The organism is Mycobacterium sp. SM1, from assembly GCF_018361265.1.
Taxonomy (GTDB): Bacteria; Actinomycetota; Actinomycetes; order Mycobacteriales; family Mycobacteriaceae; genus Mycobacterium.
The window spans coordinates 955383-981794 of the sequence record NZ_JAFLNH010000001.1; the positions used below are offsets into that span (position 1 = coordinate 955383).

The 26412-nt window shown below is 68.9% G+C and carries 19 protein-coding genes and 7 pseudogenes; 18 read left to right on the forward strand and 8 right to left on the reverse strand.

The annotated features are described in order from the left end of the window. Positions 1-17: 17 nt before the first annotated feature. Positions 18-598, reverse strand: a pseudogene (locus tag MSM1_RS04435) (hypothetical protein). A gap of 10 nt (positions 599-608) precedes the next feature. After that, positions 609-2027, reverse strand: a complete 1419-nt coding sequence (gene purB, locus MSM1_RS04440) for an adenylosuccinate lyase (RefSeq protein ID WP_213440376.1) — start codon at positions 2025-2027, stop codon at positions 609-611. A gap of 40 nt (positions 2028-2067) precedes the next feature. On the opposite strand from purB, the pseudogene MSM1_RS04445 reads away from it, so the two are divergent. Beyond that, positions 2068-2652, forward strand: a pseudogene (locus tag MSM1_RS04445) (DUF429 domain-containing protein); the annotation flags it as partial. 222 nt (positions 2653-2874) lie between these two features. Here the strand turns inward: MSM1_RS04445 and MSM1_RS04450 are convergent. Then, entirely contained in the window at positions 2875-3504 is a 630-nt protein-coding gene (locus MSM1_RS04450) for a TetR/AcrR family transcriptional regulator (RefSeq protein WP_236055354.1), read from the reverse strand. Between the two features lie 58 nt (positions 3505-3562). Between MSM1_RS04450 and MSM1_RS04455 the strand changes: the two genes are divergently transcribed. After that, the gene (locus tag MSM1_RS04455; protein WP_213440380.1) at positions 3563-4462 is read left to right on the forward strand and encodes an alpha/beta hydrolase-fold protein; all 900 of its coding nucleotides are present in this window, start codon (positions 3563-3565) and stop codon (positions 4460-4462) included. 14 nt (positions 4463-4476) lie between these two features. Here MSM1_RS04455 and oxc read toward each other — a convergent pair whose 3' ends face one another. Continuing rightward, positions 4477-6222, reverse strand: coding sequence for an oxalyl-CoA decarboxylase (gene oxc, locus MSM1_RS04460; protein ID WP_213440382.1), 1746 nt, complete (start codon positions 6220-6222; stop codon positions 4477-4479). Between the two features lie 52 nt (positions 6223-6274). Here oxc and MSM1_RS04465 point away from each other — a divergent pair, with 52 nt between their 5' ends. The 4 genes and pseudogenes from MSM1_RS04465 (at position 6275) to tnpB (MSM1_RS04480) (ending at position 11765) form a co-directional block, all read left to right on the forward strand. Then, entirely contained in the window at positions 6275-7807 is a 1533-nt protein-coding gene (locus MSM1_RS04465) for a FadD7 family fatty acid--CoA ligase (protein WP_213440384.1), read from the forward strand. Continuing rightward, the gene (locus tag MSM1_RS04470; RefSeq protein ID WP_213440386.1) at positions 7804-9384 is read left to right on the forward strand and encodes a gamma-glutamyltransferase family protein; all 1581 of its coding nucleotides are present in this window, start codon (positions 7804-7806) and stop codon (positions 9382-9384) included. Before MSM1_RS04465 ends, MSM1_RS04470 begins: the two co-directional genes overlap by 4 nt. A 148-nt stretch (positions 9385-9532) precedes the next feature. Continuing rightward, positions 9533-10117: an IS607 family transposase gene (locus MSM1_RS04475; protein ID WP_213440388.1), complete on the forward strand. Its 585-nt coding sequence runs from the start codon at positions 9533-9535 to the stop codon at positions 10115-10117. Next, a pseudogene (tnpB, locus tag MSM1_RS04480) lies at positions 10114-11765 on the forward strand (IS607 family element RNA-guided endonuclease TnpB). Before MSM1_RS04475 ends, tnpB (MSM1_RS04480) begins: the two are co-directional and overlap by 4 nt. 115 nt (positions 11766-11880) lie before the next feature. Here the strand turns inward: tnpB (MSM1_RS04480) and purD are convergent. Further along, entirely contained in the window at positions 11881-13149 is a 1269-nt protein-coding gene (gene purD / locus MSM1_RS04485) for a phosphoribosylamine--glycine ligase (protein WP_213440390.1), read from the reverse strand. An 83-nt stretch (positions 13150-13232) separates the two neighbouring features. Here purD and MSM1_RS04490 point away from each other — a divergent pair, with 83 nt between their 5' ends. The 5 genes from MSM1_RS04490 (at position 13233) to MSM1_RS04510 (ending at position 18071) form a co-directional block, all read left to right on the forward strand. After that, positions 13233-13682 (forward strand): HIT family protein, encoded by a 450-nt coding sequence (locus tag MSM1_RS04490; protein ID WP_213440392.1) that lies wholly within the window; start codon positions 13233-13235, stop codon positions 13680-13682. A gap of 91 nt (positions 13683-13773) precedes the next feature. Further along, positions 13774-14523 carry a hypothetical protein gene (locus MSM1_RS04495; protein WP_213440394.1) on the forward strand — a complete coding sequence of 250 codons (750 nt, stop codon included), beginning with the start codon at positions 13774-13776 and terminating at the stop codon, positions 14521-14523. A gap of 70 nt (positions 14524-14593) precedes the next feature. Continuing rightward, positions 14594-14872, forward strand: coding sequence for a hypothetical protein (locus MSM1_RS04500; RefSeq protein ID WP_213440395.1), 279 nt, complete (start codon positions 14594-14596; stop codon positions 14870-14872). 86 nt (positions 14873-14958) lie between these two features. Then, positions 14959-16485 carry an IS1380 family transposase gene (locus MSM1_RS04505; protein ID WP_374101691.1) on the forward strand — a complete coding sequence of 509 codons (1527 nt, stop codon included), beginning with the start codon at positions 14959-14961 and terminating at the stop codon, positions 16483-16485. A gap of 287 nt (positions 16486-16772) precedes the next feature. Then, positions 16773-18071: a hypothetical protein gene (locus tag MSM1_RS04510; protein ID WP_213440396.1), complete on the forward strand. Its 1299-nt coding sequence runs from the start codon at positions 16773-16775 to the stop codon at positions 18069-18071. 107 nt (positions 18072-18178) lie between these two features. Here the strand turns inward: MSM1_RS04510 and tnpB (MSM1_RS04515) are convergent. Together tnpB (MSM1_RS04515) and MSM1_RS04520 are read right to left on the reverse strand one after the other, a co-directional pair. After that, positions 18179-19823 (reverse strand): annotated as a pseudogene (gene tnpB / locus MSM1_RS04515) (IS607 family element RNA-guided endonuclease TnpB). After that, positions 19820-20209 (reverse strand): annotated as a pseudogene (locus tag MSM1_RS04520) (IS607 family transposase); the annotation flags it as partial. The pseudogenes tnpB (MSM1_RS04515) and MSM1_RS04520, both read right to left, overlap by 4 nt. Here MSM1_RS04520 and MSM1_RS04525 point away from each other — a divergent pair. Further along, a pseudogene (locus MSM1_RS04525) lies at positions 20195-20451 on the forward strand (recombinase family protein); the annotation flags it as partial. The pseudogenes MSM1_RS04520 and MSM1_RS04525 overlap by 15 nt on opposite strands. Before the next feature lie 115 nt (positions 20452-20566). Here MSM1_RS04525 and MSM1_RS04530 read toward each other — a convergent pair. After that, entirely contained in the window at positions 20567-21982 is a 1416-nt protein-coding gene (locus MSM1_RS04530) for an IS110 family transposase (RefSeq protein WP_213440246.1), read from the reverse strand. 272 nt (positions 21983-22254) lie between these two features. Between MSM1_RS04530 and MSM1_RS04535 the strand changes: the two are divergent. The 6 genes and pseudogenes from MSM1_RS04535 to MSM1_RS04560 form a co-directional block, all read left to right on the forward strand. Continuing rightward, positions 22255-22530: pseudogene (locus MSM1_RS04535) on the forward strand (helix-turn-helix domain-containing protein); the annotation flags it as partial. Between the two features lie 164 nt (positions 22531-22694). Then, positions 22695-22997 (forward strand): hypothetical protein, encoded by a 303-nt coding sequence (locus MSM1_RS04540; protein ID WP_213440397.1) that lies wholly within the window; start codon positions 22695-22697, stop codon positions 22995-22997. Next, on the forward strand, positions 22997-24703 hold the full coding sequence (locus MSM1_RS04545; protein WP_213440398.1) for an alpha/beta hydrolase: 1707 nt from the start codon (positions 22997-22999) through the stop codon (positions 24701-24703). Before MSM1_RS04540 ends, MSM1_RS04545 begins: the two co-directional genes overlap by 1 nt. Beyond that, positions 24700-25317, forward strand: a complete 618-nt coding sequence (locus MSM1_RS04550) for a hypothetical protein (RefSeq protein WP_213440399.1) — start codon at positions 24700-24702, stop codon at positions 25315-25317. Before MSM1_RS04545 ends, MSM1_RS04550 begins: the two co-directional genes overlap by 4 nt. Before the next feature lie 8 nt (positions 25318-25325). After that, positions 25326-25784 (forward strand): alpha/beta hydrolase, encoded by a 459-nt coding sequence (locus tag MSM1_RS04555; RefSeq protein ID WP_307857280.1) that lies wholly within the window; start codon positions 25326-25328, stop codon positions 25782-25784. Continuing rightward, on the forward strand, positions 25781-26404 hold the full coding sequence (locus MSM1_RS04560; RefSeq protein WP_213440400.1) for a hypothetical protein: 624 nt from the start codon (positions 25781-25783) through the stop codon (positions 26402-26404). The genes MSM1_RS04555 and MSM1_RS04560 overlap by 4 nt, the downstream gene beginning before the upstream one ends. Positions 26405-26412 lie beyond the last annotated feature (8 nt).

Consider the following 26412-nt stretch of genomic DNA (forward strand, 5'->3'; position numbering starts at 1 on the left):
AAGGCCTGAACGCCCATTCAGTGCCTTAGCGCTCGCCGTAACCGCAGCAGCCCGGCGACGACCACGATCAGCCACGCCGCCAGGGCGTTCCAGAAGAACACCAGCGAAACCGTTCGCAGCGACCGTAAACCCAGTTCGGTCGCCATGGCATGGGTCGCCGCCGAGTACATGCCGAGCGGAAACACCAGCGCCCACCACACCCCGGCGAACCTCAGCACCTCGGACCGCCGGCTGATGCGGTGCAGACCGAAATAGATCAGCGGCGGTATCCACACGGTGGCCAAAGTCCAGGTCACCACGGTGGCCGCGCGCATAGGGCCGGACAACCAGCCGGAAGCCATGCGGCGACGAAGGTGAACAGCCGCAGCGTGACATCCGGATCCGTGAGATCCCAGACGGCAAGACGACATTCGGCGACGGCGGTAGCGACCGCCAACGCGACGAGGGCTACGAGGGCGAGGATGGCCAGAGCATCGAGTGCGCCGCTGATTCGCGTGTAGTGGTGAACGCGGGCGGCGATCGACAAGACACCGGTGGCCATCACCGCGGCGAACACGTCGGGTGTCGGCGCGAGTCCCCGAAATCGAGCCCCGGCCATCACGCCAGAGCTAGAGGATCGTTTGCGGCGCGTACTTCGCCGCATCCGGGTAGCGGGCGACCAGGGCGTCCACCGCGGCGACCACTTGGTCGACTTGGTCGCCGGCGGCGCCGGTGAACGCCTGCTGGTCGGCCAGCGCGGCGTTCAGCGCCGCCCGGTCCAGCGGCAGCCGCGGATCGGCGGCCAGCCGGCTCATCAGGTCGGGCTCGCCGGCGTGCTCGCGCATCGCCAACGCGGCCGCCACCGCGTGTTCTTGGATCACCTGGTGCGCCGCTTCCCGGCCCATCCCGGCGCGCACCGCGGCGATCAGCACCTTGGTGGTGGCCAAAAACGGTAGATAGCGGTCCAGTTCGCGGGCGATCACCGCCGGGTAGGCGCCGAACTCGTCGAGCACGGTCAAAAAGGTCTCGATCTGCCCGTCGACGGCAAAGAAGCTGTCCGGCAGCGCCACCCGCCGCACCACCGAGCAGAACACGTCCCCCTCGTTCCACTGGGCCCCGGCGAGCTCGGCCACCATCGAGGCGTACCCGCGCAGCACCACCTGCAGGCCGTTGACCCGTTCACAACTGCGGGTGTTCATCTTGTGCGGCATCGCCGAGGACCCGACCTGCCCCGACGCGAAGCCCTCGGTGACCAGCTCGTGTCCGGCCATCAAGCGGATGGTGTGCGCCAGCGAGGATGGCCCCGCGCCCATCTGCACCAGCGCGGAGACCACCTCGTGGTCCAGCGAACGCGGGTAGACCTGCCCGACACTGCTCAATACCGTTGGGAATCCGAGAAAGTCGGCAACACGTCGCTCGAGGGCCGCCAGCTTTGCCGGGTCGCCGCCGAGTAGGTCCAGCATGTCCTGCGCGGTGCCCATCGGGCCCTTGATGCCGCGCAGCGGGTAGTGGTCGATCAGCTCCCGCAGCCGCTTCAACGCGATCAGCGTCTCCTGCGCGGCGGAGGCGAACCTTTTACCCAACGTGGTGGCCTGCGCAGCGACGTTGTGACTGCGCCCGACCATCACCAGGTCGCGGTAGGCGACCGCCCGCTCGGCCAGCCGGGCCGCCACCGCGACGCCGTGGGAGAACACCAGCTCCAACGATCGGCGGATCTGCAGTTGCTCGACATTTTCGGTCACATCACGGCTGGTCATCCCCCGGTGAATGTCCTGGTGGCCGGCCAGCGCGTTGAACTCCTCGATGCGGGCCTTGACGTCGTGGCGCAGCACCCGTTCACGCGCCGCGATGGCAGCCAAATCAACGTCTTCGAGCACCCGCTCGTAGTCGGCGATCGCGCCCGGCGCGACGTCGACACCAAGTTCCGCCTGCGCCCGCAGCACCGCCAGCCACAGCCGCCGCTCCGCGACGACCTTGGCCCGTGGCGACCAGATCGCCGTCATCTCGGCGCTGGCGTAGCGCTCGGCCAGCACATCGGGGATGCTCACACCGAGTCAGCTTACGGTCGCGGTGCGGCAAGCTAGGGCAATGTACTTCCTGGGGGTCGACCTCGCGTGGGGAGAAATCAATCAGAGCGGTGTCGCGGTGGTCGACGAGGACGGCCGACTGCTGCACGCCGGCGCGGCGCGCGACGACGCGAGCATCGAGGAAGCGCTGTCGGCATACCTGGGCGGGGAATGCCTGGCCGCCTTCGATGCGCCGTTGGTGGTGACCAACGCCACCGGGCACCGGCCCTGCGACCAGGCGCTCAACCGTGACTTCCGCCGGTTCGAAGCGGCCGCGCGCCCGGTCTACACCGGGCGGCCCGAGTTCGCCGGGACGCCGCGGGCGGCCAGGCTGGCCGGCGCGCTCGGCCTCGACCTGGATCCCGATTCCCGGGCGATGCGACGAGCCATCGAGGTGTATCCGCATCCGGCGACCGTGGTGCTTTTCGGCCTGGATCGCACGCTGAAATACAAGCGCGGCGCCTTTCGCACTCGCCGACGCGAGATGCTGCGCTTGATGAGGCTGATCGAGGGGCTTGGTGAGGCGACTCCCCGACTGTGCGTACACCACAACACCGCCTGGGTCGAGCTGCGCAACAAGGTCGCCGCGGCGACCCGCCCGGCGCAGCTGGATGCGGCCGAAGATCCCGTCGACGCCGTGCTGTGCGCATACCTCGCGCGCTACCGCCAGCACCGCCCGAAGGATGTGACCATCTACGGCGATCTCACCACGGGCTACGTCGTCACCCCCTCGCTTCCACCGCCACCTCGCCGTGGTGCGCCGCAGCGGGCGCGCGCCCGGCCGCCGGCCAACAGCACCCGGGCAAGATCACCCGCGGCAGTCAACGACTCACAGGTCTCCGGCCGGGGGCGCGAGCACATCGACGATGCCCAGCAGCGTCGCCCGCACCGCGGCGCGCGGGTCTCGCCGGTCGTCGACCAGCGCGGAGACCACCGCGCCGTCGGCAGCGGAGATCAGTGCCGCGACCAGGCCCAGTTGCGCGGAACGCCCTGATCGCTCAAGAGCCTCGGCGACGGCATCGGCACGCTGGCGCAGGGTCCGCTGCTGAATGTCGCGTAAGGCGGGGAGGCGCACGCACGCGATGTAACGCTCGTAACGGCAGATCAGCTGCTCGGTGAGCTGCGAGGCCGGCCCGTCACCGACGAGCAGGTCAACTAGGACATCGACGGTCCTCTCGGCGCTGCGGCGGCGCCGGGACAGGCCCGCGACCCGGGCCCGCAGCTGCGCAACCTCCAACATCCCGATATGCTCGACCGCCCTGGTGATGAGGTCGTCCAGCGACGAGAAATAGTACGTGGTTGAAGCCAGCGGCAAGCCGGCCCTGCGGGCGACCGCCCGGTGCCGCACCGCATCCAACCCGCCCTCGCGCAGCAGCTCGGCGGCGGCACTCACCAGCGCGTACCGTCGGCGTTCTCCCTTGGGAGTAACCGCTGCCGTCACGCCTCCCCATGCTGCCAGTCCGCCCGGTGCCGCATTGCGCTTTCAGTTAAACCCCTCCGGGTTAAACGCCTCTGGCATGATGACCGGCATGCCCGAGTTGACCCGCCGTGCGCTGCTGCGGCTTGGCGCCGGCATGGCCGCGGGTGCGCTCGGCGCCCAGACGCTCGGCCTGCTGCTGACCCCCCGGCGCTCGCTGGCCGCGCCGGGGTCGATGACGGCCGCCCAGGTTCCCCTGGCACCGGCCACGCCGCTGGCGCCGGCGGCTGCGCCGACGATGGCGACCGGCTCGTTCGTGTCGGCGGCACGCGGGGGAGTCGTGACGAATTGGGCGATCGCCCGCCCGCCGGGTCAAACGAGGGCCCTGCGGCCGGTGATCGCCCTGCACGGCAAGGGCTCCGACGCGGCGTCGGTGATGGCGGGCGGCGTCGAGCACGGCCTGGCACAAGCCGTTGACGCCGGCCTGCCGCCGTTCGCGGTGGTCGCCGTGGACGGCGGCGGAAGTTACTGGCACAAAAGGGCTTCCGGCGAGGACTCCGGCGCCATGGTGCTCGAGGAGCTCATCCCGCTGCTGGGCACGCAGGGCCTGGACACCTCCCGGGTAGCGTTTTTGGGCTGGTCGATGGGCGGCTACGGCGCGTTGCTGCTCGGCGGTCGGCTGGGAGCGGACCGGACCGCGGCGATCTGCGCGGTCAGTCCGGCGCTGTGGCTCTCCCCCGCCGCGGCCGCGCCCGGGGCGTTCGACGGTGCCGACGACTGGGCGGCGAATTCGGTGTTCGGGCTGCCCGCCCTGGCGTCGATCCCGATCCGGGTGGACTGCGGCACCAGCGACCCTTTCTATGCCGCGACCCGCCAGTTCGTCACCCAGTTGCCGCACCCGCCGGCGGGCGGTTTTTCCGCCGGCGGGCATAACCCCGCGTATTGGAGCGCACAACTGCCGGCCGAGCTGACGTGGATGGCACCGCTGCTGACCGCTTAGCACCCGCCCGGACCTCACCCAGAACCGGGGTCTGGATTCTTCGGCGCGGGTGTGGCCGCGCTCCTCGGGTTGAGGGTGGTCAGGTGGCCGCTTTCCTGGCCGGCGGCGGGGTCCAGTTCGCAGTCGACGATCGCCGGGTCGCCGCAGGCCAGCGCGTCGGTGAGCGCGGAGCGCAGCCCAGCCGGGGTGGTAACGTGATAACCCTTGCCGCCGAAGGCTTCTGCGATTAGCTCGTGTCGCGCGTGGGCGCTCAGGACGGTGGGTGCCGGGTCCGTGCCCGAGATGGTGGGCTCATCGCCGCGGTAAATGCCGCCGTTGTTGAGGATGACGACGGCGACCGGCAGCCGGTAGCGGCAGATGGTCTCGAAGTCCATGGCGCTAAAGCCGAATGCGCTATCCCCCACGATCGCCACCACCGGAGCGCCGGTCTCGACGGCGGCGGCGATCGCGTAGCCCATGCCGATACCCATCACGCCCCAGGTCCCGGCGTCGAGCCGGTGCCGCGCCATCTGCATGTCGAGGACGTTGCGGGCGACATCCAACGCGTTGGCGCCCTCATTGACCACGTAGACCCGAGGGTGCCGCTCCAGCACGTCGCGAACCGCGCGCAGCGCGCCGTAGAAGCGCATCGGGTGGGCATCCTCGTCCAGCCGCTCGCGCATCGCCGCGTCGTTGCGGGCCCGCCGCTCGGCGAGCTCGCGAGTCCAGGCCTGCGGCACCACGATCGGATGGTCCCGCAGGCCGTCGAGCAGCGCCACCATCACCGAGCCGACATCGCCGGCCAGCGGGGCCGCGATCGGTTGATTGCTGTCGAACTCGGACGCCTCGATGTCGACCTGGATGAATTTGACGCCGGCGGACCATCGCGGCGGGTCGCCATGGCCCAGCAGCCAATTCAGCCGGGCACCGACCAGCATGACCACGTCCGCGCGGGCTAGGGCCAGCGAGCGCGCGGCCGCGACGGACTGCGGATGGGAATCCGGCAGTAGCCCCTTGGCCATCGACATCGGCAGGTAGGGAACCCCGGCGGTCTCCACAAACTGGCGAATCACGTCGTCGGCCTGAGCATATGCCGCGCCCTTACCGAGCACGACCAGTGGCCGGCGGGCCTGCGCCAGCAGCTTCAGGGCGCTCTCGACCGCCTCGGGCGCCGGCAGTTGGCGCGGAGCGGGATCGACCACCCGCCATAGCGTCCCGGCGGCGGTGGCGGCGTCGATCGCTTCGGCGAGCACGGCACCGGGGACGTCGAGGTAGACGCCGCCCGGCCGCCCGGACACCGCGGTGCGGATGGCGCGCGCGACACCACGCCCGATGTCCGCCGCCCGGGTGATTCGGTACGCCGCTTTCGCGAACGGCCGGGCAGCGCCCAGCTGGTCGAGTTCCTCGTAGTCGCCGCGTTGCAGGTCGACCAGCGCCCGATCGCCGGATCCCGAGATCTGAATCATCGGGAAGCAGTTCGCGGTGGCGTTCGCCAGCGCCACCAGACCGTTGAGGAAGCCGGGCGCGGACACCGTCAGGCACACGCCGGGCCGCCGGGTCAAAAACCCCGCGGCGGCGGCGGCATTGCCCGCGGAGGTCTCATGCCGAAAACCGATGAAGCGGATTCCCGACGCCTGCGCCAGCCGGGCCAGGTCGGTGATCGGGATGCCGACCAACCCGTAGATGGTGTTGACCCCGTTGAGCTTGAGGGCGTCGACCAGCAGGTGGAAACCGTCGGTCAGCTCCCCGGGCCCGGATGGGGTCGCCGATAGGCTGCTCATGCCCTCCAGTCTCATACCGGCGCCCCCGGCTTTTCCGTCTAGCCTGGCAACGATGACATTCACCGCCGAGGATTCGAGCCCCCCCATCGCCGAGCTGGTCGCCGCAGCGGCACACCGGCAGCCGCAGGCGCCTGCGCTCGTGGTCAGCGACCAGCGTGTTCCCATCAGCTACCGCGACCTGCTGCGGCTGAGCGACGACTTGGCCGCTCGGCTCACCCGTGACGGCTTGCTGCCCGGTGACCGGGTGGGGTTGCGGACGCGCGGCGGCCCCGAGTTTGTCGCCGGATTACTTGCCGCGTCCCGCGCGGGGTTGGTGGTAGTCCCGCTGGATCCGGCGCTGCCCGTAGCCGATCAAAACGCCAGGATCACGGCGGCCGGAGCGCGGGTGGTCTTGATCGAGGCCGACCAGGCCGGCGAAACCGCCCAGCCGCCGTTCCCGTGCTGGCCGATCTCGGTGACCGCCGCCGCGAGCGCCACCCGTGTCCGGCTAAACGCCGCGGCCGCCCCGCGCCCCTCGACCGCGGCGCCCGAGGGACTGCTGCCCGATGACGCCCTGATCATGTTCACCGGGGGGACAACCGGGGTGCCGAAGATGGTGCCTTGGACGCACGACAACATCGCCCGCGCGGTGCGCAGTGTTATCGCCACCTACCGACTCGGTCCGCGGGACGCCACCGTCGCGGTGATGCCGCTGTTTCACGGCCACGGCTTGATCGCCGCGCTGCTGGCGACCCTGGCCTCGGCCGGCACGGTGCTGCTTCCCGCCCACGGGCGGTTTTCCGCGCACACGTTCGCCGATGACCTCCAGGCCGTGCGCGCCACCTGGTTCACCGCGGTACCGACGATCCACCACATTTTGCTGCACGCCGCGCCGGCGCCGCGCGCCACCCGGCTGCGGTTTATCCGCAGTTGCAGCGCAGCGCTGAATCCGGAGACCGCGCGAGCGTTGCGCGCCGTGTTCGGGGCCCCGGTGCTCAGCGCCTACGGCATGACCGAGGCCACCCACCAGGTGTCAAGCACGAAAGACGCCCGGGAGATCCCGGCGGCCGGCCTTGTCGGCCGCTCGACCGGACCCGAAATCCGGATCGTCGGGGACGACGGCACACCGTGCCCGCCCGACACCGTCGGCGAGGTCTGGTTGCGCGGCCCTACGGTGGTGCGCGGCTACCTCGGCGACGCCGCCGCGACGGCGCGCACGTTCACCGACGGATGGCTGCGCACCGGGGACCTGGGATCGCTGTCGGCGGGCGGTGAGCTGACGCTGCGCGGGCGCATCAAGGAGCTGATCAACCGCGGCGGCGAGAAAATATCACCGGAGCGCGTCGAGGCCGTGCTGGCCGGCCACCCGGACGTCGCCGAGGCGGCGGTGTTCGGCGTCCCGGATCCGGTCTACGGGGAAATCGTCGCGGCGCTGATCGTGCCGACTCCGTCCGCCTCGCCGAGCCCCGCCGCGCTGGCCGCGTTCTGCCGGGAGCGGCTGGCGGCCTTCGAGGTGCCCGCGACCATTCGGCTGACCAACGAGCTGCCGCATACGGCGAAGGGTTCCGTCGACCGGCGCGCGGTGGCCGAGGGATTCCGGCGGTGACCGCGCCTTTTGCCTGGGACTTTCCCTACGCCTGGCCGCGGAAACCGGTGCTGGGTCGAAACGTGGTGTGCACGTCGCAACCGCTCGCCGCCCAAGCGGGCTTGGCCATGCTGGCCGACGGCGGCAGCGCGGTCGACGCGGCCATCGCCGCGGCGATCACCCTCACGGTGGTGGAACCGGTGTCCAACGGTATCGGCTCGGACGCCTTCGCCATCGTCTGGGATGGCACGCGGCTGCACGGGCTCAACGCTTCCGGCCGCTCGCCGGCGGCGTGGACCCCCGAGTACTTCCGCGGCAACGGTGTTCCCACGCTGGGCTGGAATTCGGTCACCGTGCCCGGCGCGGTGTCGGCCTGGGCCGAACTGCACGCCAAGTTCGGCAAGCTCCCGTTCCCACGGCTTTTCGAGCCCGCAATCGCCTACGCCCGGAACGGCTTTCCGGTTTCACCGACGGTCGCGGCGCAGTGGGCGGCCCAGGCGCCGCTGTTGCGGTGCCAGCCGGGGTTCGCCGAGACGTTCCTGCCCGGCGGCCGCGCGCCGAAACCCGGCCAGCTCGTCACCCTCGCCGACCACGCGGCCACGCTGGAGAAGATCGCCGCGACCAACGGCGAAGCGTTCTACCGCGGGGAACTGGCGGCCCGATTGGAGGCGCATGCGCGTGCCCACGGTGGCGCGATGCGGGCCAGCGACCTGGCCGCCCATCGCCCCGACTGGGTCGACACCATCAGCATCGGCTACCGCGGCTACACCATCCACGAGATCCCGCCCAATGGCCAGGGGATCGTCGCCCTGATCGCCCTGGGCATCCTCGAGCACTTCGACCTGGTGTCGCTGCCGGTGGATTCCGCCGACAGCGTGCACCTGCAGATCGAGGCGGTGAAGCTGGCGTTCGCCGCAGCGCGGCCCCGCCTCGCCGACATCGATCACATGCCGCTACGCCCGGCGCGCCTCCTCGACACGGAGTACCTGACGGGCCGCGCGGCGCTGATCGACCCGACGCGGGCACGGCCGGGGCCGGCCGAAGCCCCGGGCGGCGGCACCGTGTATCTGGCCGCCGCCGACGCCTCAGGGGTGATGGTGTCGATGATCCAGTCCAACTACCTGGGCTTCGGCTCCGGTGTGGTGGTGCCCGGCACCGGTATCGCGCTGCACAACCGTGGAGCGAATTTCCTTGCCACACCGGGACATCCGAACCAAGTCGGACCCGCAAAGCGTCCGTACCACACGATCATGCCGGGTTTTGTCACCAAGGACGGCACACCGGTGATGAGTTTCGGGGTGATGGGCGGAACGATGCAGCCGCAGGGACACGTGCAGGTGATGGTGCGCATCGTCGACCATGGCCAAAACCCCCAGGCCGCCTGCGATGGCCCCCGGTTCCGGTGGGCCCAGGGCATGCAGGTCAGCTCGGAGCCCGGGTTTTCGGAGCCAACGCGCGAAGAGCTGCGTCGGCGCGGGCACGAGCTGATCACCGCGGACGGCTACCAGTTCGGCAGCTGCCAGGCGATCTGGCGGCTCGATGACGGCTATCTCGCCGTGAGCGACCCCCGCCGCGACGGGCAGGCCGCGGCCTTCTGATCCTCGTGATCTCTCCCGGGGTGTGGCGCTCCCCCGGGGCGTGACGGGGTGGTGCCCCACCCGGCGGGCCGGCGGGCCGGGTCAAGGGTTGCGAACTGTTGCGTGTTGAGTGTAGTTAAGTGTGCGTAAGTGTGTTTGAATTGGTGTTGTGAATCTGGCGGATTGGGCCGAATCGGTTGGGGTGAACCGGCATACGGCTTATCGCTGGTTTCGGGAGGGAACGCTGCCGGTGCCCGCGGAGCGGGTGGGCCGGCTGATTCTGGTGCGCGCGACGCCGGCCGGCGGGGGCGCGGCGGACAGTGTGGTGATCTATGCCCGGGTGTCCAGCCATGATCAGCGCGCCGATTTGGATCGCCAGGTGGCCCGGTTGACGGCGTGGGCGACCGAGCGGGATCTGACGGTGGGGCAGGTCGTTACCGAGGTCGGGTCGGGGCTGAACGGCAAACGCCCGAAGCTGCACCGGATCTTGTCGGACCCGGATGCGAAGGTCATTGTTGTGGAGCATCGCGACCGGTTGGCCCGCTTCGGGGTGGAGCATCTGGAGGCGGCGTTGGCTGCGCAGGGGCGGCGGATCGTGGTGGCCGATCCCGGGGAGACGACCGATGATCTGGTGCGCGACATGATCGAGGTCCTCACGTCGATGTGCGCCCGGCTGTATGGGCGGCGCGGGGCACGGAACCGGGCGATGCGCGCGCTGACGGCCGCTAAACAGGGACCGGGCCGGGCGGCATGATCGTCGGGATGCGCACCCGGGCGCAGGCCGCGAAGGTGGCCGCGGCCACCGGCGGGGCGCATCTGGCGGGCAAGCCGAAACCCGATGGGACGCCGACGTGGTCCCGGTATGTCGATATCGGCGCAGACTTTCAGGCGCACCGGGCGGCGGTGGAGTCGGTGTCGGTGTTGTTCGACCTGTATGACGGCGACGCCGAGGGCTGCGCCCAGACGGGTTCGCCCGGTGCGCCGTTGCCCACCGGGTGGACGGTGACAGCGGCCAAGTTCGAGGTCGAATGGCCCGCCGAGCCGGATCGGGCGGGTTGGTGCGCTCGCATTTCGGCGCGCGGCGCAAGGCGTTCAACTGGGGCCTGGCCCAAGTGAAAGCCGACCTGGACGCCAAAGCTGCCGATCCAGGCCATGAGCCGGTGGGCTGGGACCTGGGTTCGCTGCGGTGGGCGTGGAACCGCGCCAAAGACATGGTCGCGCCGTGGTGGGCTGAGAATTCCAAAGAGGCCTACTCCTCAGGGCTGGCCGATCTGGCGCGGGCGCTGCAGAACTGGTCGGCCAGCCGCAACGGCACACGGCGAGGTCGCCGTGTGGGCTTTCCGCGTCTCAAATCCGCGCGCCGCGACGCCGGCAGAGTACGTTTCACCACCGGAACCATGCGAGTCGAGGACGATCGGCGCACCATCACCGTGCCGGTGATCGGGCCGCTGCGATCCAAGGAGAACACCCGCCGGGTGCAACGGCATGTCGCTTCCGGGCGGGCCCGCATTCTGAACGTGACGCTGTCGCAGCGTTGGGGCCGGTTGTTCGTCTCGATCGGCTACGCGCTGCGCACACCGGCCACCGCGACCACGGTGGCCTCGCCGACCGTGGTCGCCGGCATCGACCTCGGGGTGCGCGCTTTGGCCACCGTCGCCACCCTCGACACCGCCACCGGTGAGGAGTCGATCATCGAATACCCAAATCCGGTCCCGCTGAAAGCCACCCTGGCGGCGCGGCGGCGGGCCGGGCGTGAACTTTCCCGCCGCATTGCCGGATCGCGCGGCCACCGGGCAGCGAAAGCCAAGCTGACCCGGCTGGATCGCCGGTGCGTGCACCTGCGGCGGCAAGCCGCCCATCGGCTCACCACCGAGCTGGCCGGCGGCTATGGCCACATCGTGATCGAAGACCTCGACGTGGCCGCCATGAAACGCAGCATGGGACGACGCGCCTACCGGCGCGCCGTCTGCGATGCGGCGATGGGTTCGATCAGGCCAATGCTGGCCTACAAAACCGCCCGCCACGGCGCGGTGCTCACGGTGGCGGATCGCTGGTTCCCATCCAGCCAGATCCATCACGGCTGCGCCCAACCCCACAGCGCCGCGTGCCGGCTGATCGGCAAAGGGCGCATCGACAAGCTGCTGGTGTGTCCGCGCACCGGCGACGTCGTCGACCGTGATCGCAACGCCGCGCTTAATCTCCGTGACTGGCCGGATCACGCCAGTTGTGGTCCAGTCGGGACCACGGCCCCACCGGTACCCGGGCCAACCGCATCGGTTGGCACAGGCCATGGCGCGGACACCGGAACATCCGGTGCCGGCGGAGCATCCGTAAGACCCCGCCCACGCGGGGCCGGATGCGGAGAGGCCAAAACCCAAACCCCGCAAGGGGACGCCGCATGAGCGTGCAACTCAAACACACTCAACGGCAACGGCCACAGGTTGACTCATTATGGCGGCCACAACAAGCACAGCGACCGCCAAGCGCCAGGGCGAGCCCGCCGCCGGCTAGAGCCGGCTACACGTGGATCTTGCCTTCCGCGGCGGCTAGAGCGATGTCTCTACGAAAATGGCTGCCCGGCAACCGGATTGAACTCAGCTTCTGGTAGGCGTCAGCGCGGGCAGCGGCCAGGTCGGGGCCGGTACCCACCACCGACAACACCCGCCCACCCGACGACACGATCGCGCCATCGTCGCGGCGGGCGGTGCCGGCGTGCAGCACCCCAGCGGTCTCCCAGCCGACGATCACATCACCGACCCGTGGCCGTCCGGGATAGTTTTCCGCCGCCAGCACCACCGTCACGGCGGCGCCATCACGCCAGCGCAGTTCGCCCAAGCCCGCCAGCGTGCCGGTGGCCGCCGCATACAGCAGCTGGCCGAGCGGTGAGTCCAGCAGGGCCAGCACCGACTGAGTCTCCGGATCGCCGAAGCGGCAGTTGAATTCGAGCACCGCGGGCCCGTTTTTGGTGATCGCGAGCCCGGCGTACAGCAGACCGCAGAACGGGCTGCCGCGCCGAGCAAGCTCAGCGGTGACCGGTTCGACGATCTCGCTGACAATCTCGTGGCGGAGTTCGGCCGGTAGCCACGGCACCGGGGCGTAAGCGCCCATTCCGCCGGTGTTGGGTCCGGTGTCGCCGTCGCCGACCCGCTTGAAGTCCTGCGCGGCCAGCAGCGGAACCACGGTAGTGCCGTCCACGACGCAGAACAGCGAAACCTCGGGCCCGTCGAGGTAGGCCTCCAACAGCACGGGGTGGCCGGCCTCCAGCAGCGCGACGGCATGGCCGCGCGCGACATCGCGTTCGGGCGTCACCACCACGCCCTTGCCGGAGGCCAGCCGGTCGTCTTTGACCACCCACGCCGGATCACCGGCGGCCACCCCGAACCGGTCCAGCGCCGCGTCCAAATGCGCAGGGTTGTCGACGATCTCACTGGCGGCGGTGCGCACCCCGGCCGCGGCCATCACCTCCTTGGCGAACGCCTTGGAGCCTTCGATGCGCGCCGCGTCCCGCGACGGCCCGAAGCAGGCGATGCCGGCATCGCGTACGGCGTCGGCGACCCCGAGCACCAGCGGCATCTCCGGACCGATGACCACCAGGTCGGCGGCGACCCGACGAGCAAGGGCGGCAACGGCTTCACCGGAGGCGATGTCGACGTTGTGCTGCTCGGCGATCAAAGCAGTACCGGCGTTGCCCGGGGCGACGGCCAGCGCCTCGACTTGAGGATCCTTGCGCAAAGCCAGCAGCAGCGCATGCTCACGGGCACCTGAGCCGATCACCAGGACGCGCACACCCGTCACCTTATCGCCGGTCGGGACACCGCCCCGGCCGGTGAGCTTGACGCGCGCCGCGGCGGGCCATCATGCTCAGGCGCATGGCCACCGTCTTCACCAGGATCATCAACCGCGAGCTGCCCGCCCGATTCGTCTACGAAGATGACGAGGTCGTGGCATTCCTGACGATCGAGCCGATGACGCAGGGCCACACCCTGGTGGTGCCGCGCGCCGAGATCGACCACTGGCAAGACGTCGACAGCGCGACGCTCGGCCGCGTCATGGCGGTGGCGCAGCTGATCGGGAAGGCGGTGTGCCGGGCATTTCACACCGCTCGGGCCGGGGTGATCATCGCCGGGCTGGAGGTGCCCCATCTGCACATCCACGTATTCCCGGCCCGCAACCTAACCGACTTCGGCTTCGCCAACGTCGACCGCAACCCGTCACCACAATCACTCGACGAGGCCCAGGCGAAGATCAAGGCGGCGCTCGCCGAGCTCACCGCCGCGCAGCTGTCCGGCGCGACCCCGGATCCGCAGCCCGACCCTTAAACCCGGACGTGGTAAACCCGGACGTTGCCGCTTGCCCGGCGCGTTCCCACCGGCCGGCGCCGATGGGGGCGGCCGCGCATACACTCGGGTGATGACCCTGGGCAAAAGCCTGCTGGCGGTCGCGAGCACCCCGGCGCGGATAGGTCTCGCCGCCGCGGACGCAGGCTTGACCGCTGCGGCTTCGGCGGTTGGCCTGGCACGACGCGCGTTAGGCCCGACCGGCACACCGGATGGCCCGAACGCGATGGCTCACATGCTGGGGATCGACGACGCGATCGCGCGCGCACATCAGGTGGCGCGGCTGCTGGACCATGACGCTCCACTGGGACGCGCCCTCGCGCCCGATGGGCCGGTGGACCGGTTGCTGCGCCCCGGAGGTGTGATCGACCTGTTGACCGCACCGGGCGGTCTGCTCGACCGTCTGACCGAGGAGGGCGGTGCGCTACAGCGCGCTCTCCAGCCCGGCGGACTGGCGGATCAGCTGCTGGCCGAGGAGGGGCTGATCGAGCGGCTTGTCGGCGAGAACGGGCTCGCCGAACGGTTGCTCGCCGACGGCGGCTTGATCGACAAGCTGACGGCGAAAAACGGGCCGCTCGAACAGCTCGCCGACGTCGCCGACACCTTGAGCCGGCTGGCGCCCGGGATGGAAGCGCTGGAGCCGGCGATCGCCACCCTGCAAGAGGCCGTCATCTCGCTGACCATGGTGGTCAACCCCCTGAGCAACATCGCCGAGCGCATCCCGTTGCTACCGCGCCGGCCCGCACGGCGCTCACCACCGCGGACCGTGCGCCCGCAACGCCTCATCGACCACGACCGTCCACGCCCAGACGACACGCTTTGATATGTAATCCGTTTTGTCAATAGGCAGGGGGAAGCGGACACCACAACCGTCGTCGCGGTGTCCGCTTCCGTTGACCGATCCGACCCGGGTTGGCGAGCGTGTCGAGGTTGTCGACGCGGGTGTCAAGTCTGATATTCGTGGGTTGGTTACCGCAGCACGAACTGTTCTGCTGGAGTGGATGAATGCCCGCAAGAAAGGGTTGACTGCGGCGTCGTCGGCGCGGTGGGCTAATGCGATCATCGCCGCTAATGATGATCGGGTCCGCCGGGCCCGCGATGCCCAGTACCGCCATGTGGCGGGGTTACGGGCGCCGATCGCCACCATCGAGGCGCGTCTAGCCCCTCAGTAAGCGTGTCGGCTGGGGTGGATAGGGCAAAGGCCTTACCCTGACTGGGTTTGCGACATCAACGCAGCCCAGCAAGAAAGGCCTTTGTGGTGAAGAAGATACCGCATGAGCAGAGTCGGCGAAACATTGCGCGGCGGCGGCGTCGGGTGGCGGCGCGGCACGCGCGGGCGGGGCGTTGGGGCGCGCGGCCCAAGCCGATGCTGAACTCGGGTCCGGTGCGCTACGAGGTTGGCGCCAACATCGACGCCACCGCCTTCGGGGGGATCGCCGCGGTGCACCGGCTGGTGACCAAGCTGGGGCTGGTCGAGCGGATCGACGAGGATCTGCAGTTGTTGAAGGTGCACCTGCCCTATCACGAATCCGACCATGTGTTGAACTTGGCCTACAACGTGGCCTGTGGCGGCACCCGCCTTGAAGACATCGAGCGGCTGCGCCACGACAGCGCCTACATGAACGCTTTGGGCGCGCAGCTGATCCCGGATCCGACCACGGCCGGCGATTTCTGCCGCCGGTTCAGCGAGGCCGACGTGGCCACGTTGATGGAGGCCATCAACGCGGTGCGCCCGCAGCTGTGGGCGGGCCGGGGCGCTGAGCTGCTGGGCCCGATCGCCTACCTTGACGTGGACGGCACCATCGCACCCACCTACGGCCAACACAAGGCCGGGATGGACATGTCCTACAAGGGCATCTGGGGCTACGCGCCGCTGATCGTGTCGCTGGCCAACACCAAGGAAGTGCTCTACCTGGTCAACCGGCCCGGCAACGCGCCCAGCCACGCCGGGGCGGCGCAGTGGATCGACAAGGCCATCGAGCTGGTCACCCCGCACGCCGCACGGGTGTGTTTGCGCGGGGACACCGACTTCTCGTTGACCGCGCACTTCGACCGATGGGCCAAGCAGGTCGACTTCGTGTTCGCCATGGACGCCAGTGCCGCGCTGCGCTCGCGCGCCGAGGCGCTGGCCGAGGCCTGCTGGACACCGCTGCAGCGGCCCGCAGCCGCGCCGCCGCGCAGCGGGCAGCAGCGCCGGCGCGAGCCCAACCACAAGCGGCGCATCGTCGCCGAACGCGGCTATGTCAACCTTGAACTCAACGGCGAGGATGTCGCCGAGTTCACCTACCAGCCCGGCAAGTGTGGCCGACCCTACCGGGTGATCGCGCTGCGCAAGAACATCAGCAAGACCCGCGGTGAGCAGGCGCTCATCGACGAGGTCCGCTACTTCTTCTACATCACCACCCGCACCGATCTGACCCCCGCGCAGGTCGTGGCCTGCGCCAACGACCGCTGCGACCAGGAAAACGTCATCGAGCAGCTGAAAAACGGTGTCAACGCGCTGCGGGTGCCCCTTTATGACCTGGTCTCCAACTGGGCCCACATGGTCATCGCCGCCCTGGCCTGGAACATCAAGTCCTGGTTTGCGATGATGCTGCACCACAAGGCCGACCGGCGCGACTGGATCAACATGGAGTTCCGCCGCTTTTGCACCCAGGTGATCCTCATCCCCGCCATGATCATCCGCCGCGCCCGTGCCATTACCGTCCGGATCATCGGCTACCACCCCAGCCTGGACCGATTCTTCAGCGCCTACAACACCATTGAGCGCACTCGCTTCGGCTGACACCCACACCCGCCACTCGCCTACGGCCCTGCCGCACCCCACAGCACGCCAGCCCTGTCTCCGTTGCCCAAACCAGCGCACCTGGCGGCGTCCCCGCATGCCCTCACACCCGAACAACCCACGCAGAAGCAATAATCCAGCCAATCGACGACCGCTCACCCATCCGAAAACAGTCATCGACGCCCCAGACACCGCCCGACCGCCAAACCAAATCGAACTCCCGCACAATCCTGCAATCCGCTGGCAGCGACTCGCTTATTTAAGGTCTAGCGGCGCCGACCGCGGACATGCTGTCCGTCGCTGAGCGTAAGGCCCGCCGAAAAGCCAAGGCCGCCAGAGGGTATGCCAACCAAGCTGAACGTTTCCAGAAGCAACGTCGGCTGCGGCATCTACGGGGCGAGCTGGCCCGGGTGCAACGGGATCAGGCCGCCGGTGTGGCGCATGTGGTGGAGGGCGGTAAACGCCTGGCTGCTACGCGCCATCACCTCGACAAGGCCGGTCTGACCGAAGCGCAGTGGCGCCGGCGTTGGCAGGCATCCCGGTGGCGAATCAGGGCGAACGGCTCGCCCGATGAACCGTTCGGGAATCTCACGATCACAGTGACCCCGGCCGGGCAGGTCAGTATTCGGTTGCCGAAACCGTTGGAACACTTCGCGAACGCCCCACGAGGCCGTTACGTCCTCTCCGGCGGTGCGGTGTTCGCGCACCGCGGCGGTGAATGGGTCCAGCGGATCATCGGCGCTAACTCGGTGTCCTACGCGATCAGCCGCAAACCCGGCAGGGCTGGGGTGTATCTAACCGCGGCGTGGGCGATCCCGTCTGTGCCGTACTGGGTAGGCCGCGACAATTGCGCAGTCGGCGACGGCGTCTACGCCATCGGGTCGGTGGTGGGAGTGGATCTCAACGATGGGCACCTGGCGGTGCGCCGGCTGGACGCCCACGGCAACCCCGTGGGTGCGCCCAGGCGGATCGACATCGACCTCACCGGGTCGGCGTCGCGGCGTGACGCCCAGGTCCGCCACGCCATCACCGCGCTGATCAAGTACACGCGCCGCCACGGTGTTGCGACGATCGCGGTGGAGGACCTCGACTTCGCCGACGCCAGGATGAGCGGGCGGGAAACTATGGGCCGCGGCGCGGCCGGGAAACGGTTCCGCCGCACCGTGATATCACGCATCCCGACCGCGGTCTTCCGTACCCGGCTGACCGGTATGGCCGCGGCCGCCGGCATCCAACTGCTGGCAGTCAACCCGGCTTACAGCAGCATTTGGGGCGCCCAACACTGGCAGCGCCCCTACCCCAACGTCACCCGACACCAGGCAGCAGCCACCGTGATCGGGCGTCGCGCCCAAGGCTTTTCAGCCCGGCGGCGGGAAGGTGTGACACCACAGCGACCAGAGGATCATGTGGTGAGAGCTACCAACCAGGCAGGGCCCGACAGCCGACAGGTGACCACCGGTAGCCGCCACCGACCAAGGACGCGAGGAACCGAATCTCGCCCACCTTGCCGGAACGTACGCGGTGATCCGGGCCGGGCAACCGTTACCCCGGCACAGTTGGCCAACAACGACCAACTACGTTTGTAACGGTTCGGTCTCACGCGTGGCTGCACGTCCTGCCACCGGGCCACTCCCGGCGGGACTCCACCGCGTGTCTTGAATCCGTTGCCGTTGAGTGTGTTTGAGTTGCACGCTCATGCGGCGTCCCCTTGCGGGGTTTGGGTTTTGGCCTCTCCGCGCCCGGCCCCGCGCGGGGGTCTTACGGATGCTCCGCCGGCACCGGATGTTCCGGTGTCCGCGCCATGGCCTGTGCCAACCGATGCGGTTGGCCCGGGTACCGGTGGGGCCGTGGTCCCGACTGGACCACAACTGGCGTGATCCGGCCAGTCACGGAGATTAAGCGCGGCGTTGCGATCGCGGTCGACGACGTCGCCGGTGCGCGGACACACCAGCAGCTTGTCGATGCGCCCTTTGCCGATCAGCCGGCACGCGGTGCCGTCGGGTTGGGCGCAGCCGTGATGGATCTGGCTGGATGGGAACCAGCGATCCGCCACCGTGAGCACCGCGCCGTGGCGGGCGGTTTTGTAGGCCAGCATCGGCCTGATCGAACCCATCGCCGCATCGCAGACGGCGCGCCGGTAGGCGCGTCGGCCCATGCTGCGTTTCATGGCGGCCACGTCGAGGTCTTCGATCACGATGTGGCCATAGCCGCCGGCCAGCTCGGTGGTGAGCCGATGGGCGGCTTGCCGCCGCAGGTGCACGCACCGGCGATCCAGCCGGGTCAGCTTGGCTTTCGCTGCCCGGTGGCCGCGCGATCCGGGGATGCGGCGGGAAAGTTCACGCCGCCGCCGCGCCGCCAGGGTGGCTTTCAGCGGGACCGGATTCGGATACTCGGTAATGGTCTGCTCGCCGGTGGCGGTGTCGAGGGTGGCGACGGTGGCCAAAGCGCGCACCCCGAGGTCGATGCCGGCGACCACGGTCGGCGAGGCCACCGTGGGCGCGGTGGCCGGTGTGCGCAGCGCGTAGCCGATCGAGACGAACAACCGGCCCCACCGCTGCGACAGCGTCACGCTCAGAATGCGGGCCCGCCCGGAAGCGACATGCCGTTGCACCCGGCGGGTGTTCTCCTTGGATCGCAGCGGCCCGATCACCGGCACGGTGATGGTGCGCCGATCGTCCTCGACTCGCATGGTTTCGGTGGTGAAACGCACCCGACCGGGATCGCGGCGCGCGGATTTGAAACGCGGAAAGCCCACACGGCGACCTCGCCGTGTGCCGTTGCGGCTGGCCGACCAGTTCTGCAGCGCCCGCGCCAGATCGGCCAGCCCTGAGGAGTAGGCCTCTTTGGAATTCTCGGCCCACCACGGCGCGACCATGTCTTTGGCGCGGTTCCACGACCCGCCGCAACGAACCCAGGTCCCAGCCCACCGGCTCGTGGCCTGGATCGGCAGCTTTGGCGTCCAGGTCGGCTTTCACTTGGGCCAGGCCCCAGTTGAACGCCTTGCGCCGCGCGCCGAAATGCGAGCGCACCAACCGCGCCCGATCCGGCTCTATGGGCCATTCGACCTCAAACTTGGCCGCTGTCACCGTCCACCCGGTGGGCAACAGCGCACCGGGCGAACCCGTCTGGGCGCAGCCCTCGGCGTCGCCGTCATACAGCTCGAACAACACCGACACCGACTCCACCGCCGCCCGGTGCGCCTGAAAATCGGCGCCGATATCGACATACCGGGACCACGTCGGCGTCCCATCGGGTTTCGGCTTGCCCGCCAGACGCGCCCCGCCGGTGGCCGCGGCCACCTTGGCGGCCTGCGCCCGGGTGCGCATCCCGACGATCATGCCGCCTGGCCCGGTCCCTGTTTAGCGGCCGTCAGCGCGCGCATCGCCCGGTTCCGTGCCCCGCGCCGCCCATACAGCCGGGCGCACATCGACGTGAGGACCTCGATCATGTCGCGCACCAGATCATCGGTGGTCTCCCCGGGATCGGCCACCACGATCCGCCGGCCCTGCGCAGCCAACGCCGCCTTAAGATTCTCCACCCCCAAGCGGGCCAACCGGTCGCGATGCTCCACAACAATGACCTTCGCATCCGGGTCCGACAAGATCCGGCGCAGCTTCGGGCGTTTGCCGTTCAGCCCCGACCCGACCTCGGTAACGACCTGCCCCACCGCCAGATACCGCTCGGTCACCCACGCCGTCAACCGGGCCACCTGGCGATCCAAATCGCCACCACCGGCCAAGACCTCGATGCGCAGCTTGCGGCGCTGACCGCCGCCGGCGTCGACACCGGCCGAGTGTTCAGCAACAAACTTTCTGGATTGGCTAACACTGAGCGCCCCGCCGCGATGCTCGACTACGCCCGTGCCGGCGACACCGTCGTCGTCACCGCCATCGACCGCCTCGGCCGCTCCGCGGCCGCACCCGCACCATCGCCGACGTCGCCCGGCTCCGGATCCTGTTGCGTTCCTGACCGGAAAACACTCAAGGTGACCACAAGTTGGTGAGTGCGGTATTGGGCGACACGCCGCTGTTAAGAGGCGAGATCGGCTGCTGCGGTATGTGATTGAGGGTCTCGGTTTAGGTTAGGCGGCGGCCTGCAGGGTGACTCGGTAGCCCATCGCGGTCAGTTGTGCGATGTGGTTGCGTACCCGGCGTTCGACGGCGACGCGGTTGGTGTGGTAGTCGGAGCCGAGGTCGCAGAAGCGGGCGGCCGGGTTGGAAAGCAGATGCCAGATGACGACCAGGATGGAGCGGGCGACCGCGACCAGGGCTTTGAGTTTGCCGCGGCGTTTAACGATGCGCCGGTAGCGTTCGCCCAAGAAGGTGTCGGTTTTGGCGGCCGCGACCGCGGCCTCACCGAGCGCGCCTTTGAGGTAGGGGTTGCCTTTGCCGGTCTTGCCGCCGCGGGTGATTGGCCCGGACTGGATGGTGCGTGGGCACAGCCGCGCCCACGACACCAGATGCTCAGGTGTGGGAAATCTGCTCATATCCAGTCCGATCTCGGCGATGATCGCCTGCGCGGCGCGTTGGCCGATGCCCGGGATCTCATCAAGGCGGCCGATGACACCTGGCAGGTCATCGGCCGCCGGGGCGGGATCGAGCGGGGCCGAATCGCTGCCGCCGGCGTCAGGATCGGCGTCGGTGCCCGCACCCGCGCTGGTGCCGGGCCCATCGCCGCTGCCGGAGGAATCGATGGCCACAGCATCGTCGGGCAGTTCGGCGATCAGCTCCTCGATGCGCGCGGTCAGGGTGTCGATCTGGGCGCACAGTGCATCGATTTGGCCCAGCAGCATCCGCGCCAGTTCGGCGTGATGGTCATCAAAACGGCCGTCGAGCGCGGCGATCAGCTCCGATCGCTTGGTTTTCATCCGCCCCCGCGCCAGGTCGGCCAGCCGGCGCGGGTCGCGCTGCCCGGCGATGAGCGCCTCGATCATGTCCCGAGTGGACAGGGTGTCCAGCGTGGAGGCCACCGCCGACACCTTGATCGCGGCGTCCTCGAGCAGCTTTTCCAGCCGCTGCCAGTAGCGCGAGCGTTCCCGGGTCAGGTCTTCGCGTAGCCGGGTGTAGTCCCGCAGCCGCCGGATCGGCGCCGGCGGCACGAAACTTGGCCGCAGCAGGCCTTTCTCGGTCAGCTTAGCCAGCCAGACAGCGTCGAGTTTGTCGGTTTTAGGCCGGCCGGGCACGTTCTTGACATCGCGGGCGTTGACCAGCTGCACATCCAAACCCTGGTCTTCGAGCAGGTAATACCAGATCCGCCAATAGTCCGAAGTCGATTCGACAGTCACCTTCTCGATACCCTGCTGCCTCAGCTGCTGGGCCAATTCTCCGATCGCGCCGGTGCGTGCAGACACCTCCCACACCCGAGAAAACCGCCTCCCGGACTTGCCGGGCAGCCGCACACACACTGTGCCGGTCACCTTGGCCACGTCGACCGCCGCGGCCCGCTCGATCACCACCTCATGGTCGCCGTCGGGAATCTCCTGCGGCGTGGCTGTCACTACCTGCTTCTGCTTGCTCCTGCGTCGTGCCGCCACTTCTGTTACCCTCCCATCGAATCCATCCATATCGGGTGGGTCGCCTGGGGCCTCGGTCAAGGGAACCGAAATTCTGACCGGCGTGCTCGAAGCAACAGTGCGTGACCCTTCCAGGTCGGGCCCCGGCACCAAACTCACATGCGGGCTCACACGCCCAAGGAAACATCGGCGTCGGCAGGCGACCCGACCCCATTTTCACGCCCGCAAGGCGTCCCCCGGAAGGGATAGGGAACTCACGTGAAAGCATCCACACCGCCACCCCGGCCAGCCGTGCCGTCGACGCCATCATGGCCACCATCGCCGAGCTGGAACTCGAACTCGGGAAAGAGCGCCGTGCCGCAGCGCGGGAGTCGCGCCGGGCACGGCAACTGCCGCCCACCAAACCTCCCAAGCTCAGCGCGGAACGGCAAGAACAACTCCGCCGCCTCGCCACCAGAGGTGAGCCGGTGCGCGAACTCGCCGCCGCGTTCGGCATTGGACGCGCCACCGCGTACCGCTATCTCGCGCAGTAACCGTTGCATCGGAGGATCGATCTCCCGCTCCTGCGTCTACCGCACACTGGCCGGCTTCTCGTAACCACGGCCCCTCCCCCGCTATCGGCGGGATTGTGGCGCCCCCGCGGGGGAGGGGCAGGATGAGGTTGTGGCCTGGCCGGGCACGGGTTACGATCCCCCCCATGCCAGCCGATATGCCGGGTCGGCGTTTGCGGGTGCTGACCGGCGGGTTGGCGCAGCTGGGCGCGACCTGCCAGACGCTTAGCGCCTCGCTGGCCGGTGCTGCCGGGGTGCCGGTGGTGGCGGTGTCGGGCTGGCAGTGCAACGCGGGCGCGGTGAATCGCGCCGCCGCCACGGCGCGCAAGGACCTGGGCGCGATCACGGCGCGGATAGCTGGCCGTGGTGGCCGCTACAGCGCGGCGGGCGGCTGCTATGCGGGGACCGATCGGGGCAATGCGGCCGCGTTGGGTGAGCTGGTGCGCTGATGGCGGCGGTGGCGCAGGGCTGGCCCACGCTGTCGGAGTTGCAGGCATCGACGTTTGATCATTTGGGGCGGTTCGCCGACTGGTGTGAGCGTGTTGGCGGTGAGGCCGAGCGCGCCTTAGAGCGGCTGGCCCGTGAGGTGCGCGCCCCCGGCGGGGTGGAGTGGGAGGGCGCGGCCGGGGATGCGGCGATCACCCAGGCCGACGCCGATGTGATCACCGCGCGCCCGTTTGTGTGGGGCTTATCCGATGCGGCGGCGATCGCGCGCCGCGGCCAAGACGTGCTGCAGGCCGGTCAGCGGCTGGCGCTGGATGCCGTTGATGACGCCCACCGGGACGGCTTTGAGGTCGGCGAAGACTACAGCGTGACCGACACCCGCGAAGCCGCCACCCTCCAGCAGCTGGCCCAGCGGCAAGCCGCCGCCCAGGCGCACGCGGATTTCATCCGCTACCGCGTGGCCCAGCTGGTCGCCAACGACCAGCATTTGACCGCCGAACTCAACGAGGCCACCGCAACCTGGGGCACCCTGACGTTTCCGGAGTCGGGTGGCGCGAACACGCAGCCGCTGGACCATCATTGGAAGCAGGGCGGGCCAGATGATTTGCCGCCGGAGGATCCCAAACAGTTTCACGACTGGTGGCAAAGCCTGACACCGCAGCAAAAAGACCAGGCCTACGACCATGACCACAACATCGGCAACCACCCCGGGATGCCGTGGGACCCGCCGGATGGTCTGGGCAAAGACCACTACGACCAGCTACGTCTGGGTGAACTAACCAACAGCGCTCAGGCCGACGTTGACCGCCTGCAGCGCCGCGTCGATGAGCTGGCGCGTCAGGTGTATATGGGTGACCACAGCACCGCCACAACCGGCGAGCTCAACGCGTTGACGCCGCAACTGTTAGCGGCCAGACATAGTCTGCAGTGCTACAAGGCCGTGCAGGCCGAGTTGGCCCGCAACGACGGGCTCAAACGTTACCTCGGGTATATCGACGACAAGGGCCACGCGGCGATATCGATCAACAATCCCGACACGGCCACCCGCAACGCCATCTTGGTGCCCGGCACCGGCCAGGACGTCACCACCATCGGCGGGGCCGACAATAAAGCGCTGGCCATGTACAACGCGGCGCACAGAGCCGACCCCAGTCAGATGGTCGCGGTGACGACGTGGATGGGCTATGACCGCCCGATGAGCCTTGAGCACGCGGCATTCCCTGATCCGGCGCGGGCGGGCGCGGCCAGCCTGGATGCGTTCGAAAACGGCCAGCGCGCCTCCCATGTGGGTGCGCCCTCGATTGACACCATCATCGGGCACAGCTACGGCTCCACGGTGGTGGGCGCGGCCGCCTCGGGCGGGCATCACCTGGGCGCCAACAACGTCATCGCGGTGGGCAGCCCGGGCATGCTGGTCGGGCATGCCGGGGATTTGAGCCTGGATTCCGGCGGACAGGTGTATGCGATGCGCGCGCAAAACGACATCATCGGCGCAGCCGGGATCGCCACCGAGTGGACGCTGGGGCCAGAGCCCGACACGCCGGGTTTCGGGGCGATCCGCCTGCAGGCCGACCCCGGACCGGCCGGCCCGCTCGGCCTTCCCAGCGTCGACGCCCACAGCAGCTACTGGGACCCGGGAAACAAGGCGCTGCTGAATATGGGGGCGATCATCGCGGGCAAACCCCCGCCCTTTGTGATCGGGGGCCGATGAGGCATTCCCGTTTGGCGCGCGCCGCCGTCGTCCTGCTGGCGGGGGTGCTGGCCGGGGGGTGCACGCATCCCAGCAGGCTCGGCCCGCCGATCCCGTCTGGGGCAACCATCATTGGAGGACCAGATATGACGTCGTATCCACCACCGCCGCCGGGCTGGAAAGAGCGTCCCGTGATCCCGACTTCCCAGCAGCAAGCCCAAGACACCATTCTCGGCTACCTGAAGAAAACACTGCGGGCGCTGCCGGCCGGCACCACCTTAGACGCCACCGGCTACGGCGTTCCCAATACACCTCCCTGCGAGGACGTCGAAACGGGGATTCCACCTGTCACGTTTTCGACGATCGGCGCGCTCAAGCTTCCTGCCGGCGTCGATCCGGACGCCATCATCGCCAAGGTGGGCGATATCTGGAAAAGCTGGGGCTGGTATGTCATCGAACGCGAGGGCTTCTACAAACCCAATCGCTTCGGCTATGGCCCCGACGGCTACCGCCTGCAGATCATGGCCCCAGCGTCGCCGGGTTATCCGCCAACCTTTGAGGGTATCTCCCCGTGTTTCCCGGGGGATCTGCCCGATGACCGTAGCGCCTTCCCGATGGTGCTTAAGGCCGACTGAGCTGGATCGTGCCGCCTCACCGGGCATCGCGTGGCCTACCATCTCGCCCAACCATCGGGCACAGCTACGGCTCCACGGTGGTGGGCGCGGCCGCCTCGGGCGGGCTTCACCTGGGCGCCAACAACGTCATCGCGGTGGGCAGCCCGGGTATGCTGGTCGGGCATGCCGGGGATTTGAGCCTGGATTCCGGTGGACAGGTGTATGCGATGCGCGCGCAAAACGACATCATCGGCGCAGCCGGGATCGCCACCGAGTGGACGCTGGGGCCAGAGCCCGACACGCCGGGTTTCGGGGCGATCCGCCTGCAGGCCGACCCCGGACCGGCCGGCCCCCTGGGGTTGCCCAGCGTCGACGCCCACAGCAGCTACTGGTTCCCCAGAAACAAGGCGCTGGACAATATGGGGGCGATCATCATGGGGGCGATCATCGCGGGCAAACCCCCGCCCTACGTGATCGGGGGCCGATGACTCATCCCCTCATGGCGCGCGCCGCCGCCGTCCTGCTGGTGGCGGTGCTGGCCGGGGGGTGCACGCATCCCAGCAGGCTCGGCCCGCCGATCCCGTCTGGGGCAACCATCATTGGAGGACCAGATATGACGTCGTATCCACCACCGCCGCCGGGCTGGAAGGAGCGTCCCGTGATCCCGACTTCCCAGCAGCAAGCCCAAGACACCATTCTTGGCTACCTGAAGAAAACACTGCGGGCGCTGCCGGCCGGCACCACCTTAGACGCCACCGGCTACAGCGGAGGCACCAGCACAGCTCCCTGCGACGACAACGCAACCAGCCCGAAGTCCCCGAAGGATATGGCAACTATCGGTGAACTCAAACTTCCTGCCGGCGTCGATCCGGCGGCCATCATCGCCAAGGTCGGCGATATCTGGAAAAGCTGGGGCTGGTATGTCATCGAACGCGAGGGCTTCTACAAACCCAATCGCTTCGGCTATGGCCCCGACGGCTACGGCCTGCAGATCATTGCCCGACCGCCACCGGGTATTCCACTAACCCTTGAGGGTATCTCCCCGTGTTTCCCGGGGGATCTGCCCGATGACCGCAGCCCCTTCCCGATGGTGCTTAAGGCCGACTGAGCTGGATC

Bases quoted from the DNA above. Each gene is read 5' to 3' on its own strand.
- MSM1_RS04455 (WP_213440380.1), top strand. From the start codon at position 3,563: ATGATGACCGGCATGCCCGAGTTGACCCGCCGTGCGCTGCTGCGGCTT.
- oxc (WP_213440382.1), bottom strand. From the start codon at position 6,222: ATGAGCAGCCTATCGGCGACCCCATCCGGGCCCGGGGAGCTGACCGAC.
- MSM1_RS04465 (WP_213440384.1), top strand. From the start codon at position 6,275: ATGACATTCACCGCCGAGGATTCGAGCCCCCCCATCGCCGAGCTGGTC.
- MSM1_RS04490 (WP_213440392.1), top strand. From the start codon at position 13,233: ATGGCCACCGTCTTCACCAGGATCATCAACCGCGAGCTGCCCGCCCGA.
- MSM1_RS04495 (WP_213440394.1), top strand. From the start codon at position 13,774: ATGACCCTGGGCAAAAGCCTGCTGGCGGTCGCGAGCACCCCGGCGCGG.
- MSM1_RS04510 (WP_213440396.1), top strand. From the start codon at position 16,773: ATGCTGTCCGTCGCTGAGCGTAAGGCCCGCCGAAAAGCCAAGGCCGCC.
- MSM1_RS04540 (WP_213440397.1), top strand. From the start codon at position 22,695: ATGCCAGCCGATATGCCGGGTCGGCGTTTGCGGGTGCTGACCGGCGGG.
- MSM1_RS04545 (WP_213440398.1), top strand. From the start codon at position 22,997: ATGGCGGCGGTGGCGCAGGGCTGGCCCACGCTGTCGGAGTTGCAGGCA.
- MSM1_RS04550 (WP_213440399.1), top strand. From the start codon at position 24,700: ATGAGGCATTCCCGTTTGGCGCGCGCCGCCGTCGTCCTGCTGGCGGGG.
- MSM1_RS04560 (WP_213440400.1), top strand. From the start codon at position 25,781: ATGACTCATCCCCTCATGGCGCGCGCCGCCGCCGTCCTGCTGGTGGCG.